At 63.0% G+C, this 18,889-nt stretch carries 19 protein-coding genes and 3 pseudogenes; 9 read left to right on the top strand and 13 right to left on the bottom strand.

Features of this window, described 5'->3' with window-relative positions:
- Window positions 1-2 precede the first annotated feature (2 nt).
- The 3 genes from F788_RS0108175 to F788_RS14155 are packed head-to-tail and all read left to right on the top strand — an operon-like array spanning window position 3 to window position 2,495.
- Window positions 3-410: a hypothetical protein gene (locus tag F788_RS0108175; protein WP_019589852.1), complete on the top strand. Its 408-nt coding sequence runs from the start codon at window positions 3-5 to the stop codon at window positions 408-410.
- Window positions 403-1,911, top strand: coding sequence for a YfjI family protein (locus F788_RS0108170; RefSeq protein WP_231372045.1), 1,509 nt, complete (start codon window positions 403-405; stop codon window positions 1,909-1,911). The genes F788_RS0108175 and F788_RS0108170 overlap by 8 nt, the downstream gene beginning before the upstream one ends.
- Window positions 1,908-2,495, top strand: coding sequence for a hypothetical protein (locus F788_RS14155; protein WP_231372046.1), 588 nt, complete (start codon window positions 1,908-1,910; stop codon window positions 2,493-2,495). Before F788_RS0108170 ends, F788_RS14155 begins: the two co-directional genes overlap by 4 nt.
- 448 nt (window positions 2,496-2,943) lie before the next feature.
- On the opposite strand, the pseudogene F788_RS13375 reads toward F788_RS14155, so the two are convergent.
- Window positions 2,944-4,219: pseudogene (locus F788_RS13375) on the bottom strand (IS256 family transposase).
- Window positions 4,220-4,518: 299 nt separating this feature from the next.
- Between F788_RS13375 and F788_RS0108155 the strand changes: the two are divergent.
- Window positions 4,519-5,076: a hypothetical protein gene (locus F788_RS0108155; RefSeq protein ID WP_019589848.1), complete on the top strand. Its 558-nt coding sequence runs from the start codon at window positions 4,519-4,521 to the stop codon at window positions 5,074-5,076.
- Window positions 5,077-5,203: 127 nt separating this feature from the next.
- Window positions 5,204-5,383: a hypothetical protein gene (locus F788_RS13950; protein ID WP_155984435.1), complete on the top strand. Its 180-nt coding sequence runs from the start codon at window positions 5,204-5,206 to the stop codon at window positions 5,381-5,383.
- Window positions 5,384-5,996: 613 nt separating this feature from the next.
- On the opposite strand, the gene F788_RS0108150 is transcribed toward F788_RS13950, so the two are convergent.
- From F788_RS0108150 to F788_RS0108140, 3 genes are all read right to left on the bottom strand, one after another.
- Window positions 5,997-6,260, bottom strand: coding sequence for a Txe/YoeB family addiction module toxin (locus F788_RS0108150; RefSeq protein ID WP_019021529.1), 264 nt, complete (start codon window positions 6,258-6,260; stop codon window positions 5,997-5,999).
- The gene (locus tag F788_RS0108145; RefSeq protein WP_018868998.1) at window positions 6,253-6,513 is read right to left on the bottom strand and encodes a type II toxin-antitoxin system Phd/YefM family antitoxin; all 261 of its coding nucleotides are present in this window, start codon (window positions 6,511-6,513) and stop codon (window positions 6,253-6,255) included. The genes F788_RS0108150 and F788_RS0108145 overlap by 8 nt, the downstream gene beginning before the upstream one ends.
- Before the next feature lie 274 nt (window positions 6,514-6,787).
- The gene (locus tag F788_RS0108140) at window positions 6,788-7,420 is read right to left on the bottom strand and encodes a DUF429 domain-containing protein (protein WP_019021528.1); all 633 of its coding nucleotides are present in this window, start codon (window positions 7,418-7,420) and stop codon (window positions 6,788-6,790) included.
- A gap of 72 nt (window positions 7,421-7,492) precedes the next feature.
- Between F788_RS0108140 and def the strand changes: the two genes are divergently transcribed.
- A complete protein-coding gene (def, locus tag F788_RS0108135; protein ID WP_026332746.1) occupies window positions 7,493-8,029 on the top strand; it encodes a peptide deformylase in 537 nt (178 codons plus the stop codon).
- 24 nt (window positions 8,030-8,053) lie between these two features.
- Here def and F788_RS0108130 read toward each other — a convergent pair whose 3' ends face one another.
- Window positions 8,054-8,374: a hypothetical protein gene (locus tag F788_RS0108130; protein WP_019589846.1), complete on the bottom strand. Its 321-nt coding sequence runs from the start codon at window positions 8,372-8,374 to the stop codon at window positions 8,054-8,056.
- A 475-nt stretch (window positions 8,375-8,849) separates the two neighbouring features.
- Here F788_RS0108130 and F788_RS0108125 point away from each other — a divergent pair, with 475 nt between their 5' ends.
- The gene (locus F788_RS0108125; protein ID WP_018868994.1) at window positions 8,850-9,296 is read left to right on the top strand and encodes a type II toxin-antitoxin system HicB family antitoxin; all 447 of its coding nucleotides are present in this window, start codon (window positions 8,850-8,852) and stop codon (window positions 9,294-9,296) included.
- Between the two features lie 35 nt (window positions 9,297-9,331).
- Here the strand turns inward: F788_RS0108125 and F788_RS0108120 are convergent, their stop codons facing one another.
- Entirely contained in the window at window positions 9,332-11,137 is a 1,806-nt protein-coding gene (locus tag F788_RS0108120) for a DEAD/DEAH box helicase (protein ID WP_019589845.1), read from the bottom strand.
- Window positions 11,138-11,411: 274 nt separating this feature from the next.
- Here F788_RS0108120 and F788_RS0108115 point away from each other — a divergent pair, with 274 nt between their 5' ends.
- Window positions 11,412-12,785: a hypothetical protein gene (locus tag F788_RS0108115; protein WP_019589844.1), complete on the top strand. Its 1,374-nt coding sequence runs from the start codon at window positions 11,412-11,414 to the stop codon at window positions 12,783-12,785.
- Between the two features lie 146 nt (window positions 12,786-12,931).
- On the opposite strand, the gene F788_RS13370 is transcribed toward F788_RS0108115, so the two are convergent.
- A protein-coding gene (locus tag F788_RS13370; protein ID WP_155984436.1) for an IS5 family transposase occupies window positions 12,932-13,895 on the bottom strand; the annotation gives its coding sequence in 2 pieces (ribosomal slippage) (window positions 12,932-13,757 and window positions 13,756-13,895; 966 coding nt in all).
- 295 nt (window positions 13,896-14,190) lie between these two features.
- Here F788_RS13370 and F788_RS13945 point away from each other — a divergent pair.
- Window positions 14,191-15,606 carry a hypothetical protein gene (locus F788_RS13945; RefSeq protein WP_155984437.1) on the top strand — a complete coding sequence of 472 codons (1,416 nt, stop codon included), beginning with the start codon at window positions 14,191-14,193 and terminating at the stop codon, window positions 15,604-15,606.
- Here the strand turns inward: F788_RS13945 and F788_RS13715 are convergent.
- From F788_RS13715 to F788_RS13705, 6 genes and pseudogenes are all read right to left on the bottom strand, one after another.
- A complete protein-coding gene (locus F788_RS13715; protein ID WP_019589840.1) occupies window positions 15,603-16,454 on the bottom strand; it encodes a DNA adenine methylase in 852 nt (283 codons plus the stop codon). The genes F788_RS13945 and F788_RS13715 overlap by 4 nt on opposite strands.
- Window positions 16,455-16,564: 110 nt before the next feature.
- A pseudogene (locus tag F788_RS13710) lies at window positions 16,565-16,838 on the bottom strand (transposase); the annotation flags it as partial.
- A gap of 19 nt (window positions 16,839-16,857) precedes the next feature.
- Window positions 16,858-16,998 (bottom strand): annotated as a pseudogene (locus tag F788_RS13940) (IS5/IS1182 family transposase); the annotation flags it as partial.
- A gap of 167 nt (window positions 16,999-17,165) precedes the next feature.
- On the bottom strand, window positions 17,166-17,771 hold the full coding sequence (locus F788_RS13935) for a hypothetical protein (RefSeq protein WP_155984438.1): 606 nt from the start codon (window positions 17,769-17,771) through the stop codon (window positions 17,166-17,168).
- Window positions 17,772-18,235: 464 nt separating this feature from the next.
- Window positions 18,236-18,541, bottom strand: coding sequence for a hypothetical protein (locus tag F788_RS13930; protein ID WP_155984439.1), 306 nt, complete (start codon window positions 18,539-18,541; stop codon window positions 18,236-18,238).
- Window positions 18,542-18,619: 78 nt separating this feature from the next.
- Window positions 18,620-18,889, bottom strand: a 270-nt coding sequence (locus F788_RS13705) for a HigA family addiction module antitoxin (protein ID WP_156815084.1), incomplete at its 5' end; no start/stop codon positions are given.

Genomic DNA, 18,889 nt, shown 5'->3' with positions numbered 1-18,889 from the left:
CCATGCAGACGCAGAACACCCCGCGCCGGGGGGAGACCGGCAACGGGGCGGGGCTTGGTGCGCCCGTCCATCGTAACACCGGGCGGCGCTGGCCGCCCTACGCCCGCCAGCACGCGGACGCCCTGCGGAGGCCCGTCTGTACCGTCTGGGTGGCGGTGGGCTCGGATGCCTGGCGGTGGGCGCGCAGCCGTCCGAACCACCGCGTCCTGGTCGCGCCGGAGGATACCGACCCGGCTGAACTCGACTGGCGCTGCTGCCGGGGTCATGACCCCGTGCTTTTGCAGCGTGTCGGTCACGTCGACGGCGAGCGCGTGGAGCGCCTGGTGCGGGCGCTGCTGCGGGACGGCGTGCAACGGGTCCTGACCGACACCGGGGACCGTTATCTAGCGGAGGGGGTGGACCATGGCTGACGTAGTGGTCGCACCCTTGCAGGACCCGGTTCCGGAGTGGCCGCCGGTCACGCCCCTGGACGCGCCGGAGCTGCCGCGCCTGAATCCCGAATGGCTGCCCGGGTTCGCCGGCGAGTTTGTCCGCGCGCTGTCCGCCAGCACGGAGACACCCCCGGAGCTGCCGGCGGCCCTGGTGCTGGCGGTCTGTTCGGCTGCCGCTGCGCGCCGCCTGCGGGTACGGGTCGGGCCGGACTATTTCGAGCCCACGAACCTCTGGTTTGTCGCTGCCCTGAACCCCGGCAACCGGAAAAGCGCTGTCCAGTCCGCAGCCACCGCGCCGCTGCTGGCCTGGGAACGCGACCAGGCCGCCGTGATCGGCCCGGAGATCACGCAGGCCCAATCCCTGCGGGAGACGATGAAGACGCGGGCGGGTGAGCTGCGCAAGAAAGCGGCGAAGCTGGATGACCCCAGCGCCCGGGAGGATCTGACGCAGCAAGTCGCGCAGATTGAGGCGGGCATGCCGGAGGTGCCCGTGGTGCCGCAGCTATGGACCAGCGACGCGACCCCGGAGCGCCTGGGGTCGATCCTGGCGGACCACGGCGAGCGGATGGCCTGGATGTCCAGTGAGGGCGGCGTTTTCGATCTGCTGGCGGGCCGGTACTCCGGTGGCGTGCCGAACCTGGATCTTGTCCTGAAGGCCCACAGCGGCGATTCCGAGCGCGTGGACCGGGGCAACCGCCCGCCGGTGTATCTGCATCATCCGCTGCTGACGGTCGGGCTGAGCCCGCAGCCGTCGGTTCTGCGCGGGCTGGCGACCAAGCCCGGGTTCCGGGGGCGCGGGCTGCTGGGGCGGTTCCTGTATCTGCTGCCGCCCGATCCGCTGGGGTTCCGCCAGTTGGAGGATGTTGCCATGCCGGAAGGCACCCGCACCGCCTACGATGCCGGCGTGCGGGCCATGCTGGACTGGCCGCCAGCCGAGGATGAGCGTCCGCACGTGGTGCGCATGAGTCCGGAGGCCACGACGGCATGGAAGGAATACCAGCGGGCCATGGAGGCGATGATGCGCCCCGGTGGCGATGCGGAGCACGCGACCGACTGGGCTGCCAAGGCCCCCGGGGCAGCCGCCCGGCTGGCCGGTGTCCTACATGCCGTGGAGCACGCGCACAGCCGCCCGTGGGAGTCGGCTATCAGCGGCGAGACGATGGAGGCCGCCCTGGAGTTGATGACTGCCCTGACTCGCCACAGCCTGGAGGCGATGAACCTGATGGGCGCGGACCCGACGATAGACGGAGCCCGCAGGGTCTGGCGCTGGATCGAAGCGGGCCGGCATGAGCGGTTCAAGCTGCGCGATGCGCATGCTGCCCTGAAGGGACGGTTCTCCCGGGTGAAGGATCTGCGCGAAGCCGTCGACGTGCTGGAGGAAAGGGGGTATGTCCGGGAGGTGGAGACCGAGCCCGACGGACCCGGCAGGCCTTCGACGTGGTTGGAGGTGAACCCCGCTGTCACGGGTGCGTGGTCATGAGCTGGCGGGAGGTGCTGGGGGTGGCTGAGGCCGCCCCTTCCAAACCTGAACCCCCAGAACAAAATCCACAGTATCCACAAAAAGGGGGGTCGACCGGGGGTTTTGTGGATTGTGTGGATATTGTTCGGGGAGGTTCGGATTCAATTCCGGCACCCGTCGACGCCGCCAGCATCATTACCGAGGCCGCCCGGTCGGCTGGCCTGCTGCCGGAGACCCTGCGGCGGATGCTGAACGATGCTGATCTTGCGGACCTTGCCGACGGCACCCTTCCCCCGGAGGCTGTCACGGCTCACGCACGCAGCGTAGCCGACCGCTGGCGGGCTGGCCGGGTGCTGGACGACGAAACCGAGCTGGCGGCTGCTGAGCGGGTGCGTCACGACCCACTGGTGGATCTGCCCCTGCTGCGCGAAGACCGGATGTTTATCGAGCGCTGCGTGGTCGGGCGTTCGGATCGGCATGACCTGCTGACCGAGTATCGGCGGCAGTGGCTGGCGGCAGCGGATGCCGAGGGGTCAGAGATCCGGCGGGACAACGCGGCGCGACGGGCGGCGAATGCGTCGCTTCGGAAAGCCACCGGACGATGACGCGCGGGACCCCGAGGCGCACATGGTGCCGGGCGGGTTCGCGGAGGCCTGCGCCCCGGCTGATCGTCGGGATCAATCTTGATTGAGCCGCCGGGGTGCGGGTCCCTGGCGGGGCAGGCATGCCGGGCGGGTTCGCAGAGGCCTGAGCTTCGACCGATCCTGTGATGCCTGGCGCTTTGTTTTTCGGGGGACCCAGAGACACGGGGCCACCCCCTCCGGGGGGACGCCGAGCCCGGTGCTCCCGACTTTCTCCGCAAAAACAGTCACTTCAGCAACACCCTGCCGGGATCGGCGCGCTGGCGGGGATCGTCGCGTGCCGGCCCTGTAGAGCACCCGGCCCGGACACCGCCGGGCGCGGGTTCCTTCGCGGTGCGCGCCGAAGTTCGCACCCCCTACGCGCGCATCGTCAAGAGTTATGGTCAAGTCTGGTGTATGAGCGATGGCTGGTTCAGGCGGCGCTCCGGTCGGTGATGGAGGATGCCTCGTCGTTGGTCGGTTCGGTCTGCTCGATGCCGTCGATGAACGTCACCCCGCGTTCGAGCTTGTCGAGCCATTCGTAACCCCGGAGCCGGCGCCAGCGCTTCTGCGCGCTCTGGCCGAGCTTGAACGTCAGGCTCAGGACGGTGTTGCGGGTCACGCAACCCCGGGTCTTGGCAGTGCGCAGCCGCACGGTGGCGAAGGTCGATTCGATCGGGTTGGTGGTCCGGATCGACTGCCAGTGCGCGGCCGGGAAGTCGTAGAACGCCAGCAGGGCCTCGCGGTCCTTGCGCAGCGTCTCGGCGGCTTTCGGGTACTTGTCGCCGTAGGCGGTCAGGAAGGCATCGAAGGCCTGTTCGGCGTCGGCGCGGGTTTCGGCCATCCAGATTGCCTGCAGGGATGATTTCGCCTTCGGCTGGCTGCGTTTGGGGAGCCGGTTCAGCACATTGGCGGTCTTGTGGACCCAGCAGCGTTGGCGGCGGGTGTCCGGGTAGACCTTGGCCAGGGCCTTCCAGAAGCCCAGCGCGCCGTCGCCGATGGCGAGCCTGGGCCCCTGCGGCAGGCCCTGCTGGTCCCGCAGGCGCACCAGCAGTTCGTACCAGCTCTGCTCGGACTCGCGCATCCCGTCGTCGAGGGCGACGAACTCCTTGGTGCCATCCGGCAGGACACCGATGATGACCAGTACGCAGGCGCGTTCATCGTCCTCCCCGCGCAGGTTGAAGTGGATACCGTCCACCCACCAGTAACTGTAGCGGTGGGCGCTGAGGTCGCGCTCGCGCAAGTCGGCGTGCTCGGTCAGCCACTGCTGCTTGAGACGGACCAGCGTCGAGGCCGACAGCCCCTGGGCCTGTTCGCCCAGCAGCGCGCTCAGCGCCTCCTGGAAGTCGCCCGAGGACACCCCCCTTGAGATAGAGCCAGGGCAGCAGCTCCTCGACCGAGCGCGCCCGGCGCAGGTACGGGGGCAACAGGCTGGAGGCGAAGTGCCGACCGCCGCCGGACCGATCCCGGGTCTTCGGCACCTGCACCGGCACATCGCCGATGCCGGTCTGGACCCGGCGCTCCGGCTGATAGCCATTGCGCACCACTGCCCGGCGCCCGTCCGGCAAGCGGTCCTCCGCGTAGCGCTCCATGAACGTCTGCAACTCGGCCTCCACCGCTTGCTTGATCAGATCCCGCGCCCCGCGGCGCAGCAGATCGGTCAACGGGTCCTCTGGTCCGTTCGGGATGTCTGTCGTATCGTGAGCCATGGTGGCGTATCTCCTCTGGCTGGCTGGTTGCTCGCACTTCCATTCCAGCCGGATACGCCGCCTTCCTCAATCCCCCCGTACACCACTTTCGACAGTAACTCATCTCGGCAACCCGAAGGCGCTAATGTACCCACGTTGACCGTGGACAATCGTGCTGGTAGCGTCTGGCCGCCCTGTGGGACACCTCTCTTGGGGGCACGGACGAGCGTGACTATGGAGCGAAGACTTCAACCGCTCCGGTCAGCACCCGCGTGGAGCAAGAAGGGCTTTGCAGCCCCCTGCGAATAAGGACTATAATCATGGGGTACAGATTTATCGAGGTAGATCAGGACGTTGTCGACGCAACGCGATCTGACTGGGAGCGCCAGATAGAGCAATCCGACTTCGACTTTCCTCCGTGGCGGTTCCTCCAGCAGCTGGACAGCGCACAGAAATGGCTTAACGGACCAGTAGACGTAGCCGGATTGGGCAGCGTGCATTGGCGCGCGGTAGTGCCAGAGGGTAATGGCATGGCCGCCTGCGCTCTAGTAGAGATCTCGTTTGCCCGCACCGCGAAAGCTGACCCTCAGGCACGCCTCAAGATGCTCAACTTACGGCTCTCACCAGAGCTGGACAGTGCTGGAGATGCTTCTTCGGCATCACTATTGCGTGTCCGAGACGCGTTGACGACCCTCTTCGAGGGCATTCTCGGCATGACGGAACAACAAACCCCGGCCGATATAATCAAGATCTTCAGTGAACGGGACGCTGACGCGGGGTTCTTCGAGATGGTCGCGATCAACCTCAATCAAGCCGAAAACGGGGTATCACTTGATGTCTCACGGCACGGTCGATGGGTAGAACTACGGCTGCAGTAGCCATTGAATGGTGACGGTTAAGTGCGCTATTTGTAGCAGTCAGCTATAACAGTGCGTAAAAGCTAAGCCGATTTTTCGGCATATTTCGCCCGTGTGGCAGCACGGGAGTACGTTAGAGGGAAGAATCATGGCGCATTCAGAACGTGGGGCTCGTAGGCAAATCCGCGTCGAGGCTTTGCGGCAAGCAATCGGTAAGACACTGATTTCCATGACGCGGGAAGAACGCATGCAAGTCAGCTTTCTCTCCGTGATGGCCGCAGAAAAGCAACAGCGCCTTGAACAGCCGGATCGACGTTTAGCCGCGTAAGATCAGGCCATGGCCTGGATGAGGGCTGCAGCCACTCGAAAACCCCAGCGAATTCCGGGGTTGCCGAGTGCGCTCAGAAACGCGGCGAAAGCACCATCTCCTCCCTCAGGACGGCCGGGATCCTGCAGCCCTGCTTCCGCTAGACATCTGCGCGGTGGCCGCGTGTTGACCCTTCGGCAGCTGTCCGAACTCATTGTCGATCTGCCGCAGACGCGCAGCCGGACCTCTCTGGCATGACGCTGGTACTCCAGGCAAAACCGTGATTCGGTGCCGGAATCCGCAAGCGGTCTGGTGCGTGCCGGTTTTACGGCAGCAGCCCTGGTAGTGGTTCCTGGCAGCAGCGCGGTTCAGTGATGTTCTGGATGGCTGCTGTCCCCAGCCGTCAAGTGGCGAAGACAGTACCAGACCGAGGAGCGCGGTGGCCTCTGTAGCGGGCTCCCTCTGGGGGTAGCTCTGGGGGTATCGATCGGTTTGGATGTTCGTTTTTCTCCGCAAATACAGGCGCCTGAGCATCAGATGCGGTGGCGTCCCCGGCCACCATTTCCTTTCCGCAATCGTCTTCTCGCGTCCGCATGCCCCGTTCGGCGAGGGCCAGCGGTCGCATCTATCGCGCTCAATAGTGGTATCTGCAGGAGATGACGGTGATGGACGAACCGTCCACGGCATAGACCAGGCGATGGGTGTCATCAATACGGCGCGACCAGAAACCCGCCAGGTTCTCCTTGAGAGGTTCCGGCTTGCCAATGCCTTCCAGCGGTGACCGCTTCACCTCCGCGATCAACTTGTTGATCCGCCTGAGGGTCTTCCGGTCCTGGGCTTGCCAGTAGATGTAGTCGTTCCATGCTTCGTCCGTCCAGCAAAGGAGCCGACTACTCATCCCCGTCTACCAGCTCACGCTCGGTGGCCTTTCCTGCCTTGTATTGCGCAATGGACTTGTTGAGATGCTCGGCATTCGCCGGGGAACGCAGAAGATGCACGGTCTCCATCAGGCTGTTGTAGTAATCCAGCGACATTACCACGGCGTCTTCCGAATCGCGGCGCGTAATCACCGTGGTGTCGGCATCATCAACCACGCCATCGAGTACGGCTTTGAGGCCGTTGCGAGCCTCAGTGAATGACACAATCTTCATGGAGCCCTCCTGTACAGTCACCCGTACAAGTATAGAGCGTGCAGCCTACATGTACAATTTACGGGACAGGCCACGGCATCGGCTCGCCGGGAAGCTCCGTTTGCACTTGTGTAGACGATGGGCCCGGGCCGCCAGCGTGGTTGACCGTCCCACGCCACCCTTCAGGCTCAAGGCCACCGCCGTTGGCAGCGGGGGCAAACCGTCCGAGGCGCGCATTCAGATCGCCGGCGCCTTGACCAGCCCACCTCCGTCCACAATGCGCTGAGTCACAAACTCAACAGGCGAAATCGTACGGGTGTTGCGGCGGCTCGGCCGGGTGAATCCATGCGGAGCGGCCCCGGCTCCACTGCCAGGCGGCCCATGCCGCGGCGCAGGCGGCCACCGAATGGTCGCTGGCATCGGCGAGATCGAGCACCCCGTCCAGACCCTGCCGATCCAGCCAGGCCAGCAGGTCCCGTCGCGCGTCCGCCGCGTGCTTCATCGCCTTCAGGCTCTCGACCGAAGCGCCGCCCAGCGCCATGGCCACCGTGGGGTGCACCTCCGCCACGCGTGCATCCGGGCGCTCGGAGGCGAGCATGCGGCTGACCGCGACACCGCGCAGCGTCAGGTAGCTCATCCTCGGCGCGGAAGGCGCCATCACGGTGCCGGCCGGCAGGCCGCACTCCACCGCCAGGCGGCGCAGGGACTGATCGGACGTGCGACTGCCCCCGGCGGGCGAATACGACAGGGGGGCATCCAGACCCACCACCGCCTCAGCCGGCACACGGTCCAGGATCGCCTGATCGTCCGCCCCCGCAAGCAGCTCCCGCAGCCGGAGCGCCCCGTCCCGTTCAGCGAACACGGCCACGGACGTCTGCCCGGCACTCCCGGGCCCGGACAGATCCACTCCGACGATCCACTGCCCCATGCGGTCTCCTTTGGCCGGCTACGAACCCGGCGGGCTGCGAACGTTCTTCTACGCTGTGGCACCATCGATGCCATGAGCGTTCGTCGTATTCTGCGTATGGGGCACCCCGACCTGCGTCGCGTCTGCGACCCGGTGGCCGATAGCGACTTCGGCAGCCCCGGGCTGCACGCCCTGGTGGACGACCTGGTGGAGACCATGCACGCCAGCGAAGGGCTCGGCCTCGCCGCCGCCCAGATCGGTGATACCCGACGCGTGGCCGTGATCGAGATCCGGCCCGGCAACACGCGCTACCCCGATGCCGTACCCACCGGCCGCCTGGTGCTGGTGAACCCGGTAATCACCGTGCTGGACCCGACCCCGCAACGCTACTGGGAAGGCTGCCTGTCCGTGCCCGGCCTGCGCGGCGAAGTCGCCCGGCCGCGCCACATCGCCGTCGACTACCACGAGCCCGATGGCACGCCCCGCCGCCTGGAACCCGAAGGCTTCCTCGCCACCGTGTTCCAGCACGAGATCGACCACCTCGACGGCACCCTGTTCATCGACCGGGTGACCGACACCACCCGCCTCGCCTTCCTCGAGGAATACCGCGAGTTCCACGCAGAAGCATAGGGCTCACGCCCGGTGCAGGGCCGGTCAGTCGTGCACGATGATGCGGGAGCCGGCGGCGTCGATGTCCACGCGGGAACTGGAGTAGTCGCAGGCCTTCGCGATGTCCTCCAGCGCCGGCATGTCATTGAGCTCCGCCAGACGATGCAGCAGGCTGCCGCCCTCACAGTCACGCGGCATGCCGCCGTCGTCCAGCGTGCAGCCGAACTCGCCCCCGTTCACCGACCAGTCCATGTCGGCAGGCATCTTCAGCACCACCGGTTCTTCGTGCATCACCTGGAACTTCGCCCGCATGGCGTTCCTGCCGTTTTCCCAGTCCAGGGCCGGCATGTTGTCTACGCTGCGCATGGTGTGCCTCCTTCGCGATTCCGCGAGGTTGCAACGGGTTTCGCGGAGCCGTTCCCTGCCCCTCTCCTTTGACGCTAGACGCCGTCCACGAGGCGGTCAAAGGTGACCCCGGCGGCGATGGGGAAGGATTCGTGTCGTCCATTACCGTTTGGTGGACTCCTTCAACAGGTGGCACACCGCAGGGCAAGCGGCAATTGCCCCCGAAGTTCTCGCTCCCCATCAAGCTATTTGGCGGTCCAGGACGTCGGTTCAAGGGCCCGCCCACGCGCATGGAGAGCCGTAGGTCCCTGACTACGGTGAAAAACTGGAGCCCGGACCGAGCATCAGCCACACAACAGCTTGACGACTCGTACACAAATGTACGAGTCTATGGGCAAGGGATTAGTGGGCCGCAACATGAATGGAAACGAGTACCTGAAGCGGCTGCAGAAGCCGGGAAAGAAAACCGGCCCGAACGACATTTGAGGACAGAGCCATGCGCTACGCATACCCCGTACAACTCGAACGCGACGAAGGCGGCCACTACCTGGCCACGTGCCGGGACGTGCCCGAGGCCCTGACGGACGGGGAATCTCAAGAGGAGGCGCTGCGCGAAATGGGCGAGGCCCTGGGCGCGGCGCTCGCTGGCTACGTCATGGAGGGGCGCCCCATCCCCTCCCCCACCGACGCGGAACCGGGCGAGGCCATCGCGCCGGTGTCGCCCCTGATCGCCGCCAAACTCGCGCTCCGGGTCGCCATGCGGGCGGAAGGGGTCAGCAACTCGGAACTGGCACGCCGAATGGGCAGCCATGAGGGTGCGATCCGGCGGCTAATCGACGTGGATCACCGCTCCAGGATCGAGGCGGTCCACGCCGCGATCGCCAGTCTGGGTCATGGTCTCGTCGTGGAGGATGCTCGCCCCTTTAAACCCGTCGCAGCATAGAGGGTAACCGCCAGCGCCCGCCCGGGCCCGCGGGTTCAGGCCTGCGCGGCCTCGCCGATGCGACGGAGGAAGGGAGACTGTGACGGGCCGGTGACGATCAGTTCGTCCATGGCCCGGGTCATGGCCACGTAGAGCAGGCGGGCCTCTTCGGCCTCGCGCTCCCCGGCGGTGTCCATCTCGCCCAGGCCGGTCAGGGCCACCACGGGAAACTCCAGGCCCTTGCTGGAGTGCATGGTCACCATCTTGACCGTGTCGGCCGGGGTGGCCGACTTCTGGCGATTGCGGTCCCCGAGGTTTTCCAGCGGGATGCCCGCGCGCTCGAACACCGCGCGGATCCTGCCGGCGGCGGGCACGCGGCGGTGCAGCACGGCCATCTCGCTCCAGGGGCGGCCCTGTTCGTGCAGCCGCTTGAAATGCCCGGCGATGTATTCGATCTCCTGCGGCTGGGCGGGCATGGGGATGATCGCGGGCTCCGGGCCTTCGCGGCCCGCGCTTTCCGGCGGCACGAGCGGGATGCCGTCTTCCTCGGCCTCCTGCGGGTCCAGCAGTTCGCGGGCGAAGCGGGTGGCCAGGTCCAGCACCTGGCGGGTGTTGCGGTAATTCACCCGCAGGATGGTGGTGCGCCCGCGGGCCTCCACGCCCACGCTCGAGAAGCTGAACCGGCTCTGGCTGCGGCCGTAGATCGACTGGGCGTCGTCGTACAGCACGAGCACCGAGTTGGTGTCCGGGTCGACCATCTGCGTGGCCAGCCGGAACCAGCGCGGCTCGAAGTCGTGGCCCTCGTCGATCATCACCGCGCCGTACTGCCCGCCGGGGATCTGCCCCTGGTCGACGCCGTCGATCACCTGCTGCACCAGCTGGTCGAAGAAGGCCCGCTTGTCCGTGTTATTCGGCGGTGGCGGCACGTTGTAGGTGCGCAGCTGCGCGTGGCACCAGCGGTGGAAGTTGTACACCACCACCTGATCGCCCGCGCCCTTCTCCGCCAGGATGGCCTGCAGGCGGTCGGCCAGGGTGCGGTTGTAGCACAGCACCAGGATCGGCTTGCGCAGCGCCCGCGCCAGATGCAGGCAGCGGTAGACCAGGATCAGCGTCTTGCCCGCCCCGGCCGCGCCATGGATCACCCGGTGCCCGGTTCCCAGGCTGCGCGCCAGCTGCTCCTGCTGCAGGTCCATCACCCGCATCAGGTCCGGGAGCACTTCGGCCGGGGATTCGGTCTCGTCCGCGTCGGGCGCATCGTCGAACAGGCTGCCCTGGCGGATGCGGATCTCGGGGAACAGATGGCCGCGGATGCGGTCGATCTGCGGCAGCGACAACCGGTGCGGGAACTGCACGGTGAACATGTCCCACAGCCGCTTCTGGAAATCCTCCGGATCCTGGGACTCCGTCATCTCGTCGCGACAGATGACCCGATTGGCCGGAATCACCTCGCCCAGCTCCTGCTGCTCGAACTGCGCGCGGGTAATATTGGCCAGCACCACCCCGTGCCCGAACGGCAGCATCAACCGCCCCTGCAGCGAAGACCCCGGCGGATGCACCAGCTGCGCATCGCGCTCCAGTGGCTTGATCACCTGATAGGCATACTGGCGCGCCTGCTCCAGCGGGTTGGGCACCACCTTCAGGCCCCGGTCCGTCAGGATGGTCGCCTCCTGGCGATCGATCTGCCGGATGGTCTCCAGCCGCCAGTCCTTCACCTCCAGGATCAGCAGCCCACGCTGCGGATGCAGCACGATGAAATCCGGATGCTCCGACCGCCCGCCCACCGGCACGTCGTACCAGCACAGGTAGTCATCCTCCAGGAACTGCTCCAGGCGCCGCGCAAAGCGCTTCTCGCCCGACGTCATCCGCGGCAGGCAGCTGTTCAGCGAAGGTATGAGTGTTGTCACTTCCGGGGCTCTCCCAAAGTTGCGCGGAATGGCCCCCGCGCCCGTCGCGAAAGCCCCGCCACCGCAATCGATCTCTATCCCTCGCTACGGCCCGAAAGATCCCACTGACCGGCCCGCCGGCAAAGCGCAACTACCGAGATCGACGCTGAACCACACATAGGCTATGGTTTCCACAAGCTGACACGCAAGGATGCCGCGAAACCGATTCGCCCGGAGCCAGGAGGAACCAACCATGGCCGAGCTACCCGAGTTCATCGAGTCAGGCGAACCTGCCCGGCTGATCCCCGTCACCGCCGACTCCAACAAAGAACAACGAGCGGCCTCCATCGTCCTGGCGGCCATGCGAAGCATCTACGAGCTCCGCCAAGCCATGCTGGGCTCCCTCAACGTCCGCGTCGGCAACCGTGCAAGGCTTGGCGCCTGGACCGAAGTCACGTTCAAGGAAGAGAAGAGCGCGAAATCGAGCTCCAAAAAGAACGACCGCCCCGACGGCCTTCTCGTCCTCGACACAGGGAAGAAGCGCTGGACCGCCCTGATCGAAGCCAAGATCGGCAATGCCGAAGTGGACGAGGAACAGCTCCAGTCCTACGTCCAGCAGGCCCGCGCTCACAAGATCGACGCGGTGATCACCATCACCAACCAGTTCGTGGCCCAGCCTACCCACCATCCGATCAAGCTGCCGAAGAACCAGACGCGCAACGTCGAGCTCTATCACTGGTCCTGGATGTACATCCTCACGCAGGCCACCCTCCTCCTGGAGGCGGACGGGATCAGCTCACCCGACCAGCGCTTCATCCTCGAGGAAGTGACCCGTTATCTGAATCATGACTCGAGCGGCGTCAGCCGCTTCGACAGCATGAACCGGGAGTGGAAGGACGTCGTCGGCAAGGTCAAGAACGGCGCGAAGCTGAACAAGAACTCCGAAGAGGTCGAGAACACCGTATCCAGCTGGCACCAGGAACAACGCGACCTGAGCCTGGTGCTTTCGCGGAAGCTCGGACAGGCCGTCAAACTGCGCCTGAGCCGTACGCACCGGACCGACCCTCAGGCCCGGCTGAAAAGTGATTGCGAGCTCCTCGCCTGCGAACACGTACTGCGCTGCGAACTGGACATCCCGCACGCCGCGGCAGAGCTCCACGTGGAAGCCAACCTGGAGAAGCGCGTGATCGTCACGAGCATGCGGCTCGACGCACCGAAGGACAAAAAGAAGACCAGCGCCCGAGTCAACTGGCTACGCCGCCAGCTCGACAACGTCGAATCGGAGGGCTTCTTCGTGAAGGCGATCCGTCCGGGCAAGGCCGAATCCACGCAGGCCCCTCTCGGCCTCGTACTGGAAGACCCTGAACACCTCGAGTCCGAGAATACCGACGCCGTCCCAACCGGCTTCGAAGTGCGCTATGTGACCGATCAAGCCTCCCGCTTCTCCGGGAACAAGGTCTTCATCGAGGAACTCGAGCGGGCCGTGCCCCACTTTTACGAGCAAGTCGGCCAGCGGCTCCGCGCCTGGGTGCCACCGCCGCCGAAAATGAAATCAGACCCCGTCAACACGGCGTCCGAGACCCAACAAGAAGAAGAGACCACTCCACAAGACGACGGGCCGAACTAAGGAAGCGCTGATCAATGGCCCTCCACCCGACTCCATATCCCGCCAACGTGTTTCTGGAAGGACATTTGGGCCAGGGCGGCCTGCTGTACCCCCTGTAACCGCCGTTTTTGGCGGTTACAGGGGTGATTTCCGGTCCTGCGGACACACTACCCCTGCGGCAGGAGTCCCCATCGTCGCGCGCGGTACAGGTTCGCCAGGGCGAACAGACTGTGGAGCTGCGCGGTGTTCTTATTGAGGCCGCGGTAGCGGACCTTGCGGTAGCCGAAGAGGTTCTTCACCACATGGAACGGATGCTCGACGATCGAACGCAACTGCGCCTTCTGCCGTTCGGCGGCGCGCACCCGCTCGCGCGCCGGGCCTTCCGGCATCGCGCGCACGGTGCCGCGCTTGCGAGCAATGTGGGTCTCGGGACGATGCGCGTCCAGCCGCTTCTCCGCACCGATGTAGCCGGCATCGCCATGCAGGCTGTCTTCCTCGCTGTGCAGCAGGTCCGGCACCTGCGACACGTCCGAGACGTTCGCCGCCGTCCCCTTCACGGTGTGGACCAGGCCCGTGACCGCGTCCGCGCCGACATGCGCCTTCATCCCGAAGTACCACTGATTGCCCTTCTTCGTTTGGTGCATCTCCGGGTCACGCGCCTTGTTCTCGTTCTTCGTCGATGGCGGGGCGGCGATCAGCGTGGCATCCACGACCGTTCCCTCACGCAGCAGCAGGCCCCGTTCCTGCAGATGGGCGTTGATCCGCTCGAAGATCACCCGGGTCAGGTCGTGGCGCTCCAGCAACCGACGGAACTGCAGCAGGGTGGTGGCATCCGGGGCGTCTTCGCGGCTCAGGTCGATCCCGACAAAGCGCCGGATCGCCTGGCTGTCGTACACCGCGTCCTCGATCCCTTCATCCGACAGGTTGAAGCACTGCTGCGCCACGTACATCCGCAGCATCCGTTCCAGACCGATTGGCGGGCGGCCGCGTTTCCTTCGGGTAGTGCGGCTCGATCGCCTCCACCAGCGCTCTCCAGGGGGTGATGGCGTCGATCTCGCCCAGAAACCGGTCGCGCCGCGTCTGCTTGCGCTTGGCGGAGTACTCGAGATCGGAAAAGCTGCGCTGCGACATCGACCATCACCTCGGGCAGGAAACCTGCTGCCATTATCCCAAACCCGCTCGCCGGGCGGGAGCAGCGGCGGTTTAAATCAGCGTCTCCTTAACCCCATCAGCCGTTTGCCGGCTTGAAGAAAATGTGGCTCTACACCTCGTGGCCAAAGAACGCTTTGTTCCGGCCCTAGGCGGCTCTAGGGGTGCCCAGTTTCGCTCTGTAGAATGATTTGAGAGTATCTGATCAGCGGTATGGGTTCACCATTCGTTCGAGCCCTACCTGTGCGTGATTGACAAAACATTTAGAGTAATGTAAATGGCTAAAAATGACTTCCGACGCGAGTTGCTGCCGCTGATGGACCTCGAGCTGGATCCGACCAACCCGAGAATCCGGCTTCGCGCCAACGCGGATCGTCGCGACTGCATCGAACAGATCGCAGAGGACGGTGACCACTTGGTAGCACTGGCGAAAGATATCAGTGCAAAAGGACTCGGCCTTGACCCGATCGTGGTCGAACCCCGCGATGGCATGCTGATTGTCCGTGACGGCAACCGTCGGGTGTCGTGTCTGCAAATGCTTCTCAACCCCCAGCTCGCTCCAGAGCGGATTCGGCGTCGGATCCAGCGCGCCGCAGACGCCGCGATCGTGCCCGAGAACGTGGAATGCCACGTCTCCGAAGACGAATACGCCATCCGCGAACACATGCACCGCAAGCACACCGGTGAAGGGCAGGGCGAAGGCCATCGTGACTGGAAAACCGTAGAACAGGCGCGTTGGGAGATCGACAACGGCTTCCCTTGCGATGACGAAACTGCCGCGTGCCTTATGCGCTATGCGGAAGATAAGGACATAGCCGCCATCGCTCCGGATCTCCCTATCACCACGCTTACTCGATTTCTAAATAACCAACGCATTCAGCAAATCGGTTTCGACGGCCTGAGCGCCCAAGTTCGCCCGCCACAGCTGAATCAGGATGAGCGCGTGGTCGTGAAGCGCGTTTGCAAAATAATCGAAGACCTGAAGACTAAACACATCAGCGTAAGCCGAAACCCTGGGCCGGGGAAACTATCCATGATGGACCCCGACGACCAGAAGACCTACCTCGCTGAGCTTCTCGACGTAAAAGCTCCCCAGGGTACGGCGGCACGAGACACCGGGACCGACACTTCTGAAGAAGAACAATTCGCCGGTGTCGATCACGGTGGTGGGAGCGTGATTTCAGAGGCCGAAGACGATAAGGGGGCTGCGAAGGGCAGAGGAGTGGAGCCGAGCGGCGCGCGCACTCAGCCGCCCTCATGGAAGCGCACCCATGTCGCATCCCCTGTTAAACATAATGGTGTGACCAAGTTGCCAGCCCAAGCTAAAAAAGCGAAGTCAGTTCATGCTGAACTTACACGCTTGAACGTCGCCAATTTCCCGAACGCCGCAGCGGTGCTCGTGCGGATGTTCGTAGAGCTCAGCGTTACCACCTACTTGGAGCGTCAAAACGTCACCTGTAAAACCACTGAATTACGGGACCGAGTAAAAATAGCGGTTGATGACATGAAAAATCGGAGTATCATATCGGATCCACGCGAAGCGGCCGGCTACAAGCAGCACACGTCCAACGAGTGGATCTCAACCCAGACGCTACATGGCTTCGTACATCACGAGTTCATAGCAGAACAGCAGATCGTAAATACCCTCTGGGATAATATGCTGCCCTTTCTCCGGCACTGCTGGCACTCCTAACGCCGCGAGTACGGCGCAGGCTCCAAATGCAACCGACCATGGTAGACCAGTTCAGTCGCATGGCGCCGACTCAAGTTGTTGGCAGTATAATAGACCTCAAAGCGCCCTCCCTCGGCCCAAGCATAGAGGTCCTCGACCTCTTTGGTATCGTCGTAGGTAACCACCCAAGGGTGCTTCAAGCGGCGCACGGCGCCAGCCACAGCGCCATGATCGTCACCGTTGTAGGCATTACGGTAGAGTTCGCCACCTTGGTGGAAATAGGGTGGATCGAGGTAGATCAAGCCGGAGCCTGCCGTAGGGTCGGGTAGCGTGTCTAGGAAGTCCATTGCGTCCAGTGAAGTGAGGAATATGCGGTTACGGTGAAGACCAATCAGCCGAATCCTGTTCGCTAAATTCTCGCGATTGAAACGCGCATCAATGCCCCAAGTTCCAGCCTGTTTTTTTCCGCCGATCGGCCCGCCACCAAGAATTCCCGAGCGGCTGGTACGGTTCATAAAAAGCGTGGCGAAACCTACGTCCAGCGTGGTGTGTTCTTCGGAAGACTGAAGCACCTCGCGTTGCCGTGCTCGCTCATCAAGGGTCACCGGCGTGGCGCAAACACGTTCCATCATCGCGTTGGGATTCTCCAACACGGCGCGCCAAAAAGCGTGTATCGCCGGGTCGATATCGTTGATGTACACACGTCGCACGTATCCTTCCAGGAGCAGGTGCAGGGCCACTCCAGCGCCCCCGGCATATGGCTCCGCGTACCAACCGCCGCTGATCCCATTGGCTCGCATGAGCTCACCCATCCAGGCGCCGAGCCGCCCCTTTCCACCGGGATATCGAAGGGGGCTGTAAAAGGGCATGCGCACTCTCCTAGTGTGATACGCGCAGATTGTGCGTCATGCGACCGGCGATTAACAGCCAGACGTAGGTCGATTTAACGAGGTCTAGCGCCTAATGCCCCTACACGAAGCTAGGACGCCCTCCCGTCAAGAGGTCCATTCGTCCAAGAGCCTTCGACGGTTGAATTGAGCTCGCCGTAGACCACCGGCGGTAGATCGCCGACGGCGTCATGCCCCCGCTCCTCGTTGTAGTCCAGCACCCACTTGCGTCGTGATCTCGCGGACCTCCTCGAGGTGGTTGAACAGGTAGAGATCCAGGACCTCGTTGCGGTAGGTGCGGTTGAAACGCTCGATGAAGGCGTTCTGGTTCGGCTTGCCGGGCTGGATGTACTGAATGAACATCGCGTGCGCCTCCGTGAAGTGACCCGCTCGGGTAATGCGGCTCGATCGTTTCCACCAGCGCGGCCCTGGGCGTGATCGCATCCATCTCGCCCAGAAACTGGTCGCTCCGCGTCTGCTTGCGCTTGGCAGAGTACTCGAGATCGGAGAAACTGCGCTGCGACATCGATTCTCATCTCGGTCAGAGAACCGGCTGTCATTATCCCAGAGCCGCGCACCAGACGGGAACGGCAGCGAATTAATTAAGCGTCTCCCTAACGCAGGGTATCGGGGACACAAGGGGAGTCCCGCGCGCGTCCCTCTGCCTTCCCCTTTCACGATTTCTTACGACATTCAAGGTTCCACCCAAAGCCGCCAAACCACTAGTGATGCCAGACCAATACCGACCACGGCTCTAATTAAAAAGCCAAACTCAGCCATTATCGTCAAGAAGCTTCTTGACCAAAACACCAAGTAGGCCAAATAGCCAACCACAGTGTTTATCGCCACCACTATCAATAACAGCAAAAACGTTAGCGGCAAGTAGAAATAGGTTCTCCAGTCGTGCAAATAGTCTCGGAGCTGCCCCACAACGAAGAAATATTGAGCGACCAGGATTCCGATGGTCATTGCCCCCATCAGATACGTTGCCATTAGAAGATGATGGGAGATGACAGCTAAGGATTTTGACTTAGGGAAAATCAGGGTCAATGCAAAAAACGATAAGGCAATGACGCCCACAACATTCCAAAGAACCGGCCCTATTGCTTGCTCGATTGCCTTATTGTAATAGTCAACCGATCTCAGTCCGGTAATTTCGGCGAAGCGAACCAAAGCTACGAAAGCCGCTGAGCTGAGGGCCCATGCTGCGAAAGGCACAAGCAGCTCCCGCCACCTCCACTTTGGATTCCAATCGATTTCTTTAAGCTTAGCAGCTTGCCTATCACGCCATTGCTTCAATATTCACCCCCTACCGCCAAAATGTGACTGTAACGCCTAGCGCAACCATCTCGCGCTGGAGCGCCAGCCGAAACGCCGGTCCGCGTTGACGGTATTGTTAGAGCCAACCTTAATCATCGAGCCCTGAAGGACTGAAGCAAAAACCCTCTGTAATTCGAGAGATTGAATGTAAAACGCCTATCAATTTATTTCTCGATGCCGGTGCCAAAGGTTAGCAAGATATCGATAATATGTGATCCGTCCCGCGCTGGGTCCCCGACAGCCCCGCGATCATTTTATCGATCCTATATCCTTGATCGAAGGCGTTGCCTGTCATTTTCAGATAAAGGTTATCCACATCCCAACTCTCTGGTTACTCGCATAACGCCGAAGTACAGCGGCGACCTTGGAGTGGCGACGAAGGAGCCACGTAAAGGACGTCCGGCGGCCATCGGCCGCGAACTGATGCGACTTGTTATACAAAATTACCACTCGACCTTGATCGATACCGTGTCACCATCAAGAGCTTTGTAATAGACCTTCGCACCTTGCTCATGTGCAGTCTGCTCTAGTCTATGTAGTGCTGCTCGGACACTACCATCTATGGCCAGTACTGCTTTGACTTTTGCGAAATCGGTATCGCTCAAAATAGAGGGAGGGTACTCAGTCCAATCTTCGGGAGCCTCATTATCAGCGAAAATAGTGTTGGATATATCAGCTTTAAATTCGATGTCTTGCTTGCTCTGAACCGCTTGCCTGATGACTTGGCAGTTCTGCCCCTCAAATTTCATGGTATTCCCCTATTTTGTATAACGCCAGCCATGAGCCGCGCGGGTGCGACAGCACCCGCGTCGCGCTCCATGGCCTTGTTATGCAGCATCTAGCGGCTTGATGCGTTTCACTTCTTCCTTGACCGACTGGCCTGCAGCCCAAAGATCAACAGATCGCTGTGCATTCAGCCAGAATTCCGGAGAGTTACCAAACAAACGAGCAAGCCGAAGCGCCATTTCGGGACTGACAGCACGGCGCTCACGAAGCAATTCATTGACTGACTGGCGCGAAACGCCCAGAGACTCCGCCAACCCCGCAACTGTCAAGCCATAGTCCGGCAGGAAATCCTCTCTCAGCATTTCGCCAGG

The organism is Thioalkalivibrio sp. ALE10, assembly GCF_000381385.1.
Taxonomy (GTDB): domain Bacteria; phylum Pseudomonadota; class Gammaproteobacteria; order Ectothiorhodospirales; family Ectothiorhodospiraceae; genus Thioalkalivibrio.
The sequence above is the reverse complement of the archived record's forward strand: the minus strand, read 5'-3'. Positions and strand labels throughout refer to the sequence as shown.

Bases quoted from the DNA above. Each gene is read 5' to 3' on its own strand.
- F788_RS0108175 (WP_019589852.1), top strand. From the start codon at position 3: ATGCAGACGCAGAACACCCCGCGCCGGGGGGAGACCGGCAACGGGGCG.
- F788_RS0108170 (WP_231372045.1), top strand. From the start codon at position 403: ATGGCTGACGTAGTGGTCGCACCCTTGCAGGACCCGGTTCCGGAGTGG.
- F788_RS14155 (WP_231372046.1), top strand. From the start codon at position 1,908: ATGAGCTGGCGGGAGGTGCTGGGGGTGGCTGAGGCCGCCCCTTCCAAA.
- F788_RS0108155 (WP_019589848.1), top strand. From the start codon at position 4,519: ATGGGGTACAGATTTATCGAGGTAGATCAGGACGTTGTCGACGCAACG.
- F788_RS13950 (WP_155984435.1), top strand. From the start codon at position 5,204: ATGGCGCATTCAGAACGTGGGGCTCGTAGGCAAATCCGCGTCGAGGCT.
- F788_RS0108150 (WP_019021529.1), bottom strand. From the start codon at position 6,260: ATGAGTAGTCGGCTCCTTTGCTGGACGGACGAAGCATGGAACGACTAC.
- F788_RS0108145 (WP_018868998.1), bottom strand. From the start codon at position 6,513: ATGAAGATTGTGTCATTCACTGAGGCTCGCAACGGCCTCAAAGCCGTA.
- F788_RS0108140 (WP_019021528.1), bottom strand. From the start codon at position 7,420: ATGGGGCAGTGGATCGTCGGAGTGGATCTGTCCGGGCCCGGGAGTGCC.
- def (WP_026332746.1), top strand. From the start codon at position 7,493: ATGAGCGTTCGTCGTATTCTGCGTATGGGGCACCCCGACCTGCGTCGC.
- F788_RS0108130 (WP_019589846.1), bottom strand. From the start codon at position 8,374: ATGCGCAGCGTAGACAACATGCCGGCCCTGGACTGGGAAAACGGCAGG.
- F788_RS0108125 (WP_018868994.1), top strand. From the start codon at position 8,850: ATGCGCTACGCATACCCCGTACAACTCGAACGCGACGAAGGCGGCCAC.
- F788_RS0108120 (WP_019589845.1), bottom strand. From the start codon at position 11,137: ATGACGTCGGGCGAGAAGCGCTTTGCGCGGCGCCTGGAGCAGTTCCTG.
- F788_RS0108115 (WP_019589844.1), top strand. From the start codon at position 11,412: ATGGCCGAGCTACCCGAGTTCATCGAGTCAGGCGAACCTGCCCGGCTG.
- F788_RS13945 (WP_155984437.1), top strand. From the start codon at position 14,191: ATGGCTAAAAATGACTTCCGACGCGAGTTGCTGCCGCTGATGGACCTC.
- F788_RS13715 (WP_019589840.1), bottom strand. From the start codon at position 16,454: ATGCCCTTTTACAGCCCCCTTCGATATCCCGGTGGAAAGGGGCGGCTC.
- F788_RS13930 (WP_155984439.1), bottom strand. From the start codon at position 18,541: ATGAAATTTGAGGGGCAGAACTGCCAAGTCATCAGGCAAGCGGTTCAG.